Raw genomic sequence first — 14253 nt, 5'->3', positions numbered from 1 at the left:
TGAGTCGTATACTGTAAACTCGCCAGTAAATGGACCCCGCTATTCGCGGACAGCAAGACCCCGCCTCAAAATCCAGATAGAATCGTTGTCCAGTTCCAGTGGCTAGAATGTTCGGTGGCTTCGCTTCTTCCTGCGAGGCAAAACACGCCTCTCTGTCAGGAGCTCCATCCCCCTCACATTCTGGATGAGCTGCTTCCGCTTTTCGTTGTTGTCCAGCCCTAACGGCTAGAATCTCTGGTCGTTTCGCCCCCTCGAACGAGGCCGAAAGCGCCTCTCTGCCTTGGGTGTGGGCGTCCTGCGCCGCTTCCGCTTTTCTACAGAAGATAGGTGGGAGGGTTTTCATGAGGACGCGTTTGGCCGATTGTTGTCATAGATATAAAACAAGTGTTACAATTGTCAGTAGGTTTACACTTTTTTAAGTAAAAGAACCCTATTTTTTAGTAAAGTAATGAGATTGAGTATTATAGCGACCAATCAGTGAAAAGAGCAGTAACGAATAACACTGATGGAAGTTTTATTTTGATAAAAGAGGAGCGTATTCCCATGATCGGTATTTTAAAAAAGGTGTTTGATGGAAATGAACGTCACGTAAAACGTATGCAAAAAACCGTGGATCAAATCGAAGCATTAGCACCTCAAATGTCACCACTGACAGATGAACAATTAAAAGGAAAAACAGTCGAGTTTAAAGAGCGATTAACAAAAGGCGAAACAGTAGACGATTTACTGCCAGAAGCTTTTGCAGTTGTACGTGAAGCGGCAACACGTGTACTTGGCATGCGTCCATATCCTGTTCAGTTAATGGGTGGTATTGCCCTGCATGAAGGGAATATCTCTGAGATGAAGACAGGGGAAGGTAAAACGTTAACTTCTACATTACCAGTATATTTAAATGCTCTTGCAGGAAAAGGTGTTCACGTTGTTACAGTGAATGAATACTTAGCGCAACGTGATGCAAATGAGATGGGGCAATTACATGAGTTTCTTGGTTTAACAGTTGGTATCAATTTAAATCATATGTCACGAGAAGAGAAGCAAGCCGCGTATGCTGCTGATATTACGTACAGTACGAATAATGAACTTGGCTTTGACTATTTACGTGATAATATGGTGCTTTATAAAGAACAACGCGTACAGCGTCCACTTCACTTTGCTATTATCGATGAAGTAGATTCAATTTTAATTGATGAAGCACGTACGCCGCTTATTATTTCTGGACAAGCGCAAAAGTCTACGGAATTATATTTATTTGCGAATGCATTTGTTCGTACATTAACGAATGAAAAAGAATATACATTTGATGTGAAAACGAAAAATGTTATGTTGACAGAAGAAGGGATCAACAAAGCAGAAAAATCATTCCACATTGAAAATTTATTTGATTTAAAACATGTAGCGCTTCTTCACCATATTAACCAAGCGTTACGTGCTCATGTTGTGATGCAGCGTGATACAGATTATGTTGTGCAAGAAGGCGAAATCGTAATTGTTGACCAATTTACAGGTCGTCTTATGAAAGGTCGCCGTTACAGTGAAGGATTGCACCAAGCAATTGAGGCGAAAGAGGGCGTAGAAATTCAAAATGAAAGTATGACGCTTGCGACAATTACATTCCAAAACTACTTCCGTATGTATGCGAAGCTTTCTGGGATGACAGGAACAGCGAAAACAGAGGAAGAGGAATTCCGTAACATCTATAATATGCAAGTTATCGTTATTCCAACGAATAAACCGGTTGTTCGTGATGACCGTGCAGATTTAATTTTCAAAACGATGGAAGGGAAATTTAATGCGGTTGTAAATGATATTGTTGATCGTCATAAAAAAGGGCAGCCAGTTCTTGTTGGTACAGTAGCAATTGAAACATCCGAGTTAATTTCTAAGATGTTAACGAGAAAAGGTGTGCGCCATAATGTCTTAAATGCGAAAAACCATGCACGCGAAGCGGAAATTATCGCTGAAGCAGGTCATCCAGGTGCAGTGACAATTGCAACGAACATGGCTGGACGTGGTACGGATATTAAACTTGCAGAAGGCGTACGTGAAAACGGTGGTTTATCTGTTATTGGTACAGAGCGTCATGAAAGTCGACGCATTGATAATCAGCTGCGCGGTCGTTCGGGACGTCAAGGAGATCCTGGTGTGACGCAATTCTACTTATCAATGGAAGATGAACTGATGCGCCGCTTCGGTTCTGATAATATGAAAGCGATGATGGATCGTCTCGGTATGGATGATTCACAGCCAATCGAAAGTAAAATGGTATCTCGCGCTGTTGAATCTGCACAAAAACGAGTAGAAGGTAATAACTACGATGCTCGTAAGCAGCTTCTTCAATACGACGATGTACTTCGTCAGCAGCGTGAAGTTATTTATAAGCAGCGTCAAGATGTAATGGAATCAGATAATCTGCGCGGCATTATTGAAGGAATGATGCATTCTACAGTAGAACGTGTTGTAGCTCTTCATACGCAAGAGGAATTAGAAGAAGAATGGAACATTGCTGGTCTTGTTGAATACTTAAATACAAGTCTTCTGCAAGAAGGTGATGTGAAAGAAGAAGAATTACGCCGCTTAGCGCCAGAAGAAATGATCGATAGCATTTTTGCGAAAGTGAAAGCGCGCTACGACGAGAAGGAAGCACAAATGCCGGAAGAACAAATACGTGAATTTGAAAAAGTAGTTGTATTCCGCGTTGTAGACTCGAAATGGATGGATCATATTGACGCGATGGATCACTTACGTGAAGGTATTCATTTACGTGCATATGGTCAAATCGATCCGCTTCGTGAATATCAAATGGAAGGCTTTGCGATGTTTGAAGCGATGATTGCTTCTATTGAAGAAGAGATTTCTCGTTATATTATGAAAGCAGAAATCGAACAAAACTTAGAACGTCAAGAAGTAGCACAAGGAGAAGCGATTCATCCAAAAGATGGAGATGAAGCTGCGAAAAGAAACCAGTCGTAAAAGGCGAACAAACAGGCCGTAACGACTTATGCAAATGTGGCAGCGGGAAAAAATACAAAAACTGCTGTGGAATCGGGAAATAAAGAAAAGCGGAGCCGACTGTTAAGCCCTGTTGGCTAAGGTTTTTTTCACACAGAAGGTGCTTTTTACCTTCTCGTGTGGAAGGTTCTTAGACATGAAGGGCTAGGAGGCAGAGCTGGACAAAAAAGAAAAGCGGAAGCGGCTCTATCAGAATGTGAGGAGGAAGGCGCGAAGCCACCGAACATTCTAGCCGCTAAAGCTAGAGAATAAAGAAAAGCAGAAGTAGCCTGTTTAGAATGTTTTACCTCATAGATGGAAAATTTTCATAATCATTCATATAATAACAAGAGATGAACTCTCTCTCGCAAAAGCAGAGAGAGTTTGCCTTGTTGTTCGTATAAAATGAAGTGGGGTCTTACTGCCCGCAAGCAGCAAGGTAATTGAGAAAAGTAATAGTAATTGCATAGAGGTGACCAAAATGGAATTAGTAGAAATCAGACAAGAACTAGAGAAAATGGCTAAGAGATTAGCGGCTTTTAGGGGGTCTCTTTGACCTCGCTGGAAAAGAAAAGCGAATTGCAGAACTAGAAGAAATTATGATGGGTGCAGGCTTTTGGGATGATCAAAAAAGTGCACAAACAGTCATCAATGAAGCAAACGCTTTAAAAGATATGGTTGGTAAGTTTAATACGCTTAATGAAACGTTTGAAAATCTAGAAGTAACGCATGAACTTGTGAAAGAAGAGTACGATGAAGAATTGCATGCGGAGCTTGAAGAAGAAGTAAAAACTTTATCTGCAGATATGAATGAATACGAACTTCAACTATTACTAAGTGAAGAATATGATAAGAATAATGCTATTTTAGAGTTACATCCAGGTGCGGGTGGAACAGAATCACAAGATTGGGGTTCTATGTTGCTTCGTATGTATACACGCTGGGCAGAAAAACGCGGCTTTAAAGTAGAAACGTTAGATTATCTTCCTGGTGATGAAGCAGGAATTAAAAGTGTTACGTTATTAATTAAAGGACATAATGCTTACGGTTATTTAAAAGCAGAAAAAGGCGTGCATCGTCTTGTGCGTATTTCGCCATTCGATTCATCAGGCCGTCGTCATACATCGTTCGTATCTTGTGAAGTTGTACCAGAGTTTAACGATGATATTGAAATTGAAGTGCGTACAGAAGATTTAAAAATAGATACGTACCGTGCGAGCGGTGCAGGTGGACAGCATATTAATACGACTGACTCAGCTGTACGTATCACACATATTCCAACAAACGTCGTGGTAACATGTCAATCTGAGCGTTCACAAATTAAAAACCGTGAACATGCAATGAAAATGTTGAAAGCGAAATTGTACCAACAAAAGTTAGAAGAACAACAAGCAGAACTTGATGAAATTCGCGGTGAGCAAAAAGAAATCGGATGGGGAAGCCAAATTCGTTCATATGTATTCCATCCATATTCCCTTGTAAAAGATCACCGTACAAATACAGAGATTGGGAATGTTCAAGCGGTTATGGACGGAGAAATTGACCCGTTTATTGATGCATATTTACGTTCTCGTATTTAATAAAGTGAAACTTCCATCAGTGGGAGGGTTTATCCCCGCAGATGGTTAGTTGAACCAATCGGGCTCTTATGGGCAGTTAACTCCCGCCTCTCTTCTTTGATTTCTCAGAATTATGAGGTGGGAGTTTTACTGCGCGTTAGTGCGGGATAAAGTGAAACTTCCATCAGTACGAAAAAAATGCCAACAGGTCGTTGGCACATACGTGAGGAAATGAGAAGTATGCCTTCTTTCTAGAGGGAGAGAAAGAGGAGAGAAGTTGCGAGGCAACTTCTCTTTTTGGTGGGTATAGTTGTAGCATACAAGCTTGTATATTGTTTTGTAAAAAGTAGAAAATAACAAAATGTTAGAAGTAATTGATTAAAAAAATAGGATGATTTTCATATCTTGTGTACGATGAAAACTCGTTATTTTGCATCATATCATTTGTTCACGAAATTGAAACAATTACTGAAAAGCATTATGCCTGTAAGCGTTTCTTCTCGTTCAGGGTAATATTGGTTATGCAGGGAAGTTTTGAAATTGCAGGGAAATCATTATAATGCTATTGAGGGGTTAATTAACAGCGAGGAGCGATATAGATGAAAAAGAAATTGTTGATGACTGTATTAGGTGCATCAGTAGCTCTTACATTAGGCGCATGCGGGACAAAGGAAGAAAGTAAACCTTCTAGTCCTAGTCAAGAAGCAAGCACAGATAGCGCTGAAAAAATATTCCAAAAAAGCTGTGCAGGATGCCATGGTAATGATCTAAAAGGATTATCTGGACCATCGCTAGAAAAAGTGGGCGGAAAATATTCAGAACAAGATATTGAAAAAATTATCGCTAAAGGCCGCGGTATTATGCCAGCTGGTGTAATCCAAGGTGAAGACGCGAAAAAAGTAGCAACATGGCTATCTGAGAAGAAATAAGAACGAAAAGCGGAGCCGACTGTTCAGCCCTGTTGGCTAAGGTTCTTGCACACAGAAGGTGTTTTTTACCTTCTCGTGTGCAAGGTTCTTAGACATGAGGGGCTAGGAGGCAGAGCTGGACAGAAAAGAAGGGCCATTCTTATGCGGCAGCCTTCAGCCATCGCTGTATGAAATTCAAACAAATAAGACCTTTTTGCTTGGTAATAGAAGGTCTTATTTGTTTGTGTCATGTCATATATTCTATGCTATGTAACACAACTGTAACAAACTTGTATCCGAATTGGAAACCGAATAATGGTACAATGTAGGGCGTAGTGTCTTTTGTAGAATTTTGAAGAAAAATTTTTACATACATAAGAAGCAGAAATAGCGATTATTTAGAGACGCAGCAAGAGCTTGAATACTGCGATTGCTATAGCTAAACAACCAAGAGTATAAAGTGTCGAAAAAAATCATTAATATTGGGTGATAAATAATGATAACAATGACGAATGTTTATAAGGAGTATCCAAATGGCATGAAAGCCGTTAATGGACTCACAGTTAAAATTAAGCAAGGTGAATTTGTATATGTAGTAGGACCGAGTGGAGCCGGGAAATCTACATTTATTAAAATGATGTATCGTGAAGAGAAACCAACTACAGGTTCTATTAATGTAAATGGTTTAGTAATTGAATCGTTAGCAGAGCGCGATGTACCGTATTTCCGTCGCCAGCTAGGCGTGATTTTCCAAGATTTTAAATTGCTTCCGAAGTTAACTGTATATGAAAATGTTGCGTTTGCTTTAGAAGTAATTGAAGAAGAGCGAGACGTGATTCGTGAGCGTGTTATGGAAGTGTTAGGTCTTGTAGGTCTTGAGGATCGTGCTGAGGCATTGCCAAGTGAGCTTTCTGGTGTGTGAACAACAACGTATTGCAATTGCTAGAGCGATTGTAAATCGTCCGAAGGTTGTAATTGCCGATGAACCAACAGGTAACCTTGATATGGATACAGCGATGGATATTATGAATATTTTCAAACGCATTAATGATCGTGGTACAACAATTATTATGGCAACGCACAATGCGGATATTGTAAATACAATTCGCCATCGTGTAATTGCGATAGAAGATGGAAAGATTGTTCGAGACGAGATTGAGGGAGGATACGGATATGAAGACTAAAACCCTTAGTCGACATTTACGAGAAGGTGTCAAAAATTTATCCCGTAATGGATGGATGACATTTGCTTCTGTAAGTGCAGTAACAGTTACATTACTGCTTGTAGGTGTCTTTTTAACAGCAATTATGAATATGAACCATTTTGCAACGAACGTAGAGCAAGATGTAGAGATTCGTGTACACATTGATCCAGCGGCTACGAAAGAAGATCAAAAGAAATTAAAAGAAGGCATTTCAAAGATTTCGAAAGTCGATACTATTACATTTTCTTCTAAAGATGAAGAATTAAAAAGATTGATTAAAAGTTTAGGAGATAGCGGGAAATCATTTGAGCTATTTGAGCAAGATAATCCGTTAAAAGACGTATATGTTGTAAAAGCAAAAGAACAACTGATACAGCAAGTATTGCAAAGCAAATTGGAAAAATGCAATTTGTAAATAAAGTACAATACGGACAAGGTGAAGTAGAAAAATTATTTGATACAGTAAAAGCTGGTCGTAATATTGGTATTGTATTAATTGCTGGTCTTTTATTTACAGCAATGTTCTTAATCTCTAATACAATTAAAATTACAATTTATGCACGAAGCACAGAAATTGAAATCATGAAACTTGTTGGAGCGACAAACTGGTTTATTCGTTGGCCATTCTTCATTAGAAGGGTTATTCTTAGGTGTAACTAGGGTCGATCATTCAATTATTGTGATTTTAAGTTCATATAATTCACTTCAAGTTATGTTTAATGAGAAATTTAACGGAACAATTTTTGAGTTGCTTTCATATAGCCCGTTTGTTTTCGAGCTATCTGCATTATTAATGCTGATCGGTGCATTAATCGGTATGTGGGGAAGCGTTATGTCAATCCGTCGTTTCTTAAAAATATAAGCGTAAAAAGTTGCAAACATATTTCGTACAAGCTTATCATATAGTAGAAATAGATAAAGGCATCGCACAATGTGTGATGCCTTTTCATACACCATTGTGTGTTCGGAAAGGGGGAATTCCGCATTGAAACGTAGAGTTGCGATTATTGGAATGATTGTTGCGTTTTTATTTGGCGCCGGCGGAATGTTTGCAGGTATGTATTGGCTTGGAAATGGCTCTTACACAGTGCAATCAATTACAGGGAAAGATGCCAATGTAAAACAAGCGGATTTGGATAAAATTCGCGAAGCGTATGCACTAATTGATTCACGTTATGTTGAAGATGTGAAAGATGACAAGCTTGTTGAAGGGGCTATTCAAGGGATGCTTGCAACGCTGAAAGATCCATACTCTACATACATGGATAAGAAAACAGCAACGCAATTTGAGCAATCGCTTGATCCAGAGTTAGAAGGAATTGGTGCTGAAGTAAACAAAACGGATGATAAGTTAATGATTGTTTCACCGATTAAGGACTCTCCAGCAGAAAAGGCTGGTCTTAAACCGAATGATCAAATTTTATCAGTCGATGGAAACAGTGTGAAAGATTTATCCCGCGAAGAAGCAGTTATGAAAATTCGCGGAAAGCAAGGAACAACGGTTACGCTTGAGGTAAAACGTTCCGGAGTTAGTGATCCGTTAACATTTAAAATTAAGCGTGATAAAATTCCGATTTTCACTGTATTTAGCTCTGTGAAGAAAGAGAATGGGAAAGACATTGGGTATATGCAAATCACATCATTCTCTGAAAAAACAGCAAAAGAGTTTAAAGATCAATTGAAAGATCTTGAAAAGAAAAATATACAAGGGCTTGTTATTGATGTACGTGAAATCCAGGTGGTTATTTAACGAGTGTCGAAGATATTTTAAAAGTGTTGATGACAGACAAAAAGCCAATGCTTCAAATAGAACAACGTAATGGCGAAAAACAAAAGTTCTACACATCATTAAAAGAGAAGAAACCATATCCTATTTCTGTATTAGTCGATAAAGGCAGCGCATCTGCTTCTGAAATTTTAGCAGGAGCTTTAAGTGAAGGAGGAGGTTATCCTCTTATTGGTGAGAAAACATTTGGTAAGGGAACTGTTCAGCAAGCTGTACCGTTTACAGATGCAGTAACATTAAACTAACGATGTTTAAATGGTTAACACCGGACGGAAATTGGATTCATAAAAAAGGAATTAAACCGACGGTTGAAGTGAAGCAGCCTGATTACTATTATGCAACGCCAATTCAAATTGAAAAAACGTTGTCCTACAATGATAACGATGACCAAGTGAAGCATGCACAAGAGATGTTAAAGAGTCTTGGATATGAACCAGGGCGTGAAGATGGCTATTTTAGTAAAGAAACAGAAGCGGCTGTGACAAGCATTCCAACATGCAAGCGATATGGATGCAACGGGCCAGCTTGATAAAAAAACAGCAGAAACAATCCAAAACAAAATTGTTGAAAAAATTCGTTCTGGTGAAAACGATCTGCAGTTACAACAGCTTTTAAAATTAATGGCGAAATAAGGTGAAACTTCCATTTGGAGATGCTTTTTCTCCAAATGGTTAGTTGAACCAATCGGGCATTTACGGACAGTTGTCTATCTATTTTTTTAAGAGAGTCTTACTGGCCGTTAATGCGGGGTAAAGTTCAACTTAACCATCAGTGGGAGATGAAAAAACTCCACTGATGGAAGTTTCATTTTATTTCACTGATGAAAAGGTAAAAAAGTATACAGGCTTACGCAGCCTGTATATTTTTTTTTGTGTTAAACAAACGTTTGATTAATTGTGATAAGATAAAATAAAACCTTCCATTTTTGGGGGGCATATCCTACATAATGGCAATTAAATTCTTGTAGGCAGGAAATCTCATTGCTCATTAAATGCAGGAAGAAATGAATTATACTATAAATGGTGGTGAATCGTTTCGTGGAGGCTTGGTCGTTAGAAGTTGTGAAGGCAATTGTGCGTTTTTTTGCACATCCTGCTTTGTATATTTTCTTTATAAGTAGCTTTTTAGTTGGATATTTACGAGTATTACGAGAACGAAAAGATTTTTCTTTTAAAGTGTATGATGTTTTGTATGAAATACGTACATCTGCATTCGCAGGAATTGGCTTTGGACTCATTCTATCATTGATTACAGTTGGAATGGGGCTTGTTATCTCAGAAGCAAATATATTTATGATCGCAATTTGGACGGTATTATTTGCTCTTATTGCTCAATATAGATACTTATCTCCTGCATACACATTTGGCATTGCAATTGCAGCGACGTTATTATCTTCAAAACTGCCATTCTCCTTCTTGCAGCTTCGCCAAGGAGAAGAGAGCAGTGTCGTGTCATTAGCGATTTTACTTGGACTTATGTTAGTTGTGGAAGGGTTTGCTTATTTCTAAGAACGCAGCGAACTATTCGACGCCGAAATTACGAAAAGGAAAACGTGGTTTAAATATTGGACTGCATGAATCCAAAAGATTATGGTTAGTACCGCTATTTGTTCTTGTACCAGGTGACGCCATAACGCAATTTGTGTCTTGGTGGCCAGTTGTGGTCTGTAGGGGTCGCAAAAGTTTTCTTTATTCTTACTTCCATTTTTTAATTGGATTTACGAGAACGATTAAAAGTTTTGAGCCAAAAGGAGCGTTGCTATTTACAGGTCGTCGTGTATTTGGACTAGCTGCAGTTGTTCTTCTATTAGGAATAGCAAGTTATTGGTGGCACACACTAGCAATTGTGGCCATGGGAGCAGCAATGCTTGGACGTTTGACGATTACTGTACAAGAACGTTTACAAGATGAAAAGCGTCCTGCATATTTTTCCTCTCGTGATCAGGCTTAGTCGTATTAGACACAATTCCAGGTACAGCTGGAGCAACGATGGACTTGATACCTGGGGAAATGATTGTGAAAGTGAATGGAATCATTCCGACCAATGTAGACGAGTTTTACAATGCTCTGCAATCAAAAACAACAGGTGCTTTTTGTAAAATGGAAGTTGTTGATATGAATGGTGAACTTCGTCTTGTACAACATGCGATTTATGCAGGAGAGCATCATGAACTGGGTCTTATTTTTGTAGAACAAGAACATAAGTGGGATACGGAAGTTGTGTGATGCTGTGAGTTTTCATAATTAACCGGAATTGTTTCAAAACTAACCGAACCTTTTTCGCAATTGATTGATAAGGATGGAAATTATTGTGTAAGGGTTCTGGTGTGAACAATATAGAGATTAAAAATATAAGTGTAGATTACTAACGTGATCTCATACTATGCGGTGAAATTGAATAGTATGAAATCAGTGTATGTGTTTTTGGACAGACTTCTCATTTTGAAAGGTCTGTCCTTTTTTATTCTTTTTATCGCTTCCAGCCAGCATTCATTTCGGTGTTTAATTTAATAGATTTTTTACAAGGGTCTTGCGATTTTGCATCAGAACTAATATAGAGGTAGGGTATCGAAAATTATTGTTAGATTCATAATGTATCAATTTTTTCATCATTTCCGTTTCATTGTACGTTAAAGTTCATGTTTCAATCTAGTAATGAAGTTCTTACAGATTTGAGAATAATGTTTTCCCTCTGAACGCACCCATGCAAAATAGACATCTTGCTGTTTAGGAATTTCAAGTTCAATCATTACAATGTCTTTTTTTAGTAAAGTAGATTCACTAGCAAAAGAATAATCGGGACCAACAGTGATAGCTAATCCGTCTTTAATCGCTTTTTGGATGGCATCTGTATTGTTAGTGGTAAAAAGAATATCAGCAGGGCCATATGCGGCTGCAAATTGGCTCATAAACCATTCAACGTAATCATCTTTGTATAAAACTAGAGAATGGGTTAACAGTTCTTCGGGAGTAATGGATTTGTTAAATGCTAAGGGTGAATTACTGTTGACTCCAATAACCATTTTCCCTTTTAACAATGGTTCAAACAATAATCCATTATTTTTATGGATAATGTCTTCAAATAGAATAATTAGACCTATGTCAATCTTATGTTGACGAATATCATCTAGTATTTCCTGTGAACCTTTTTCAAATATCTCTATTTTTACATTTGGATAATCCTTTTTAAAATTTGTTACTGTATGAACCAATAAGGACATAGGACCTGGAATTGTTGCAATTCTTAGTTCACCACGTACAGTATTTGCGAACCCGTGAGCCTCATCTTTTAACTCTTGAAGTTTCTCTAGTGTTTCAGCGGCCTTTTTAATAATAATTTTTTCCTTCAGCGGTAGGGATTGTACCTAATCGAGAACGTGTAAACAATGATATCCCTAGTTCTGCTTCCAATGCTGAGATAGATTGACTGATAGCAGATAATGTGACATGCATATTTTGTGCTGCAATGGTTAAAGAACCTGTATTTGTGACCTCAACAATATACTCTAATTGCTCAATGTTCATATAAACACGACCTCTTTTATTAAGTCTTACTTAAGTAATGGTAAGTATGTTTTTAATAATATTTAATGTATAGAAGTGTTACAATTATTGCAACAAATCTTATAGTGTATAGGAGGGAAAGTTACGATGACAAGAAGAGTTGCTGTAATTACAGGTGGAGGAAGTGGAATTGGTCGACACACATGTATCAAATTTGCAAGAAAAGGGGATCAAGTGGTAGTCGCTGATGTGAATGAAGCAGGCGGAAAAGAAACTGTAGAAATCATTAAAGCTGAAGGTGGAACAGCTATTTTTGTTAAGACGGATGTTTCACAATACGAGGAAGTAGAAAATCTAGTTCATATTGCAGTAGAAACGTATGGCCGAATTGATATTATGTGTAACAATGCTGAATTGGCGGGGCAGGTCCAGTGCTTAATCAAAATATGGATCGCTATGAGAAAGTAATTGGGGTTAATCAACATGGTGTTGCCTATGGAATTATAGCAGCAGGAAAGAAAATGAAAGAATTAAATATAAAAAGGTGTCATTATAAATACAGCTTCTGTTTTTGGATTCTTAGCTTCTCCAGGTACATTTGCATATCACGCAACAAAAGGTGCTGTTATTATGATGACAAAATCTGCAGCTCTTGAATTAGCTGAATACGGAATTCGTGTAGTAGCGGTAGCACCAGGGGTTGTTGATACACCTATTCTTCATGGATATAACGATAGTATGATTGAATCTATGAAAACGAAGGTTATGGGCAATGAGTTAACGAATCCAGAAGCACTTGCTGATGTAGTCTACCTTCTTTCATTGGAAGAAGCAGATGCTATTAATGGGAGTGTAGTAATGGCTGACCATGGATATGCTTCATTTAAATAATGAACATAAATGTGATTTTTCTAGTTTTTAAATATAAATACATGTAATATTTTTTGAATATTACGTTAAATCATTTTGTTTATGATCGAAATGTCCACGATAGAACGTATAAATTTTCGGGCTTTCATCAATGGACATAAAAAATTTCCACTGATGAAAGTTTCACTTTATTAAGGAAAGGATTTTTTTACATGAAAGGGACTAGCAATATTCCGCAGCCTAAAACTTTCGGGCCACTGGCAATTTACCGTTGTTAAAGGGAGAGGAACCTATACAATCAATTTAAAGCTTTCGTATGAGTATGGACCAATTTTTCAACTTGAATTGCCTGGAAGGACTCGTACCATAGTTTCTAACCATGAATTAGCGGCAGAAGTATGTGATGAATCTCGCTTTGAAAAGAGCGTTGGAACTGCTTTACAAAATGTCCGTGCATTTACTGGCGACGGGTTATTTACGAGCTGGACAAACGAACCAAACTGGCATAAGGCACATAATATTCTCCTTCCTAGTTTTAGTCAACAAGCTATGAAGGGATATCACTCTATGATGGTTGATCTTGCTGTGCAATTAGTTCAAAAGTGGGAGCGTCTCAATCCTAATGAAAGTATTGATGTACCAGAAGACATGACACGTCTTACGCTAGATACGATTGGGTTATGTGGATTTAATTACCGTTTTAATAGCTTTTATCGTGATACTCCGCATCCTTTTATTACTAGCATGGTTCGTTCGCTTGAAGAGGCCATGAATCAATCTCAACGTTTAGGTATACAAGATAAATTAATGGTTATGAAGAAACGTCAATTTAAGCAAGATATTCAATCTATGTTGATTTGGTAGATAATATTATTGCAGAGCGTAAAGAAAGTGATAATCGAGATGGGGATGACTTACTAGCTCATATGCTGAATGGGAAAGATCCGCAAACAGGTGAAATGTTGGATGATGAAAATATTCGTTTTCAAATCATTACTTTTTTAATAGCCGGACATGAGACGACTAGTGGTTTATTGTCATTTGCACTATATTTCCTTTTGAAAAATCCGGATAAGCTTAAGAAGGCATATGAAGAAGTAGATAGAGTTTTAACGGAGCCGATTCCTGCATATGGTCAGGTTCAAAACTGAAATACATTCGTATGATTCTCAATGAGACATTGCGTTTATGGCCAACAGCGCCAGCCATTTCACTTTGTGCAAAAGAAGATACACTTCTTGGTGGAAAGTACCATATAGAAAAGGGAAGAGAGGTTACAGTTCTCATACCAAAGCTTCACCGTGATACGAGTGTATGGGGGGATGATGTTGAAGATTTCCGACCTGAGAGATTTGAGAATATTGAACAAATCGCTCCGCATGCATATAAGCCATTTGGGAATGGACAAAGAGCTTGTATTGGACAGCAATTTGC

General features: G+C 38.0%; 4 protein-coding genes and 7 pseudogenes. 9 read left to right on the top strand and 2 right to left on the bottom strand.

What is annotated here, in order from left to right:
• Positions 1-543: 543 nt before the first annotated feature.
• The 7 genes and pseudogenes from secA to AB1279_RS00195 all read left to right on the top strand — a co-directional run bounded on the left by secA (position 544) and on the right by AB1279_RS00195 (position 10671).
• Positions 544-3053, top strand: a pseudogene (gene secA, locus AB1279_RS00225) (preprotein translocase subunit SecA).
• Positions 3054-3469: 416 nt separating this feature from the next.
• Positions 3470-4568, top strand: a protein-coding gene (gene prfB / locus AB1279_RS00220; RefSeq protein WP_429757456.1) for a peptide chain release factor 2 whose coding sequence is annotated in 2 segments (ribosomal slippage) — positions 3470-3541 and positions 3543-4568 — 1098 coding nt in all. Because the reading frame shifts where the segments join, the coding sequence is not laid out codon by codon here.
• Positions 4569-5146: 578 nt separating this feature from the next.
• Positions 5147-5476 carry a cytochrome c551 gene (gene cccB, locus AB1279_RS00215; RefSeq protein ID WP_429753119.1) on the top strand — a complete coding sequence of 110 codons (330 nt, stop codon included), beginning with the start codon at positions 5147-5149 and terminating at the stop codon, positions 5474-5476.
• A 517-nt stretch (positions 5477-5993) separates the two neighbouring features.
• Positions 5994-6639: pseudogene (gene ftsE / locus AB1279_RS00210) on the top strand (cell division ATP-binding protein FtsE).
• A pseudogene (gene ftsX / locus AB1279_RS00205) lies at positions 6629-7522 on the top strand (permease-like cell division protein FtsX). Before ftsE ends, ftsX begins: the two co-directional pseudogenes overlap by 11 nt.
• Positions 7523-7645: 123 nt before the next feature.
• A pseudogene (locus tag AB1279_RS00200) lies at positions 7646-9078 on the top strand (S41 family peptidase).
• 387 nt (positions 9079-9465) lie between these two features.
• Positions 9466-10671: pseudogene (locus tag AB1279_RS00195) on the top strand (PDZ domain-containing protein).
• 404 nt (positions 10672-11075) lie between these two features.
• Here the strand turns inward: AB1279_RS00195 and AB1279_RS00190 are convergent.
• Together AB1279_RS00190 and AB1279_RS00185 are read right to left on the bottom strand one after the other, a co-directional pair.
• Complete coding sequence (locus AB1279_RS00190) at positions 11076-11657, bottom strand: LysR family transcriptional regulator substrate-binding protein (RefSeq protein ID WP_429757455.1); 582 nt, start codon at positions 11655-11657, stop codon at positions 11076-11078.
• Between the two features lie 115 nt (positions 11658-11772).
• Positions 11773-11970, bottom strand: a complete 198-nt coding sequence (locus tag AB1279_RS00185; protein ID WP_429757454.1) for a LysR family transcriptional regulator — start codon at positions 11968-11970, stop codon at positions 11773-11775.
• 126 nt (positions 11971-12096) lie between these two features.
• Between AB1279_RS00185 and AB1279_RS00180 the strand changes: the two are divergent.
• Positions 12097-12840, top strand: a pseudogene (locus tag AB1279_RS00180) (SDR family NAD(P)-dependent oxidoreductase).
• 191 nt (positions 12841-13031) lie between these two features.
• Positions 13032-14253: pseudogene (locus AB1279_RS00175) on the top strand (cytochrome P450); the annotation flags it as partial.

The organism is Bacillus sp. S14(2024), from assembly GCF_050473785.1.
GTDB classification, from domain to species: domain Bacteria; phylum Bacillota; class Bacilli; order Bacillales; family Bacillaceae_G; genus Bacillus_A; species Bacillus_A yunxiaonensis.
The sequence above is the reverse complement of the archived record's forward strand: the minus strand, read 5'-3'. Positions and strand labels throughout refer to the sequence as shown.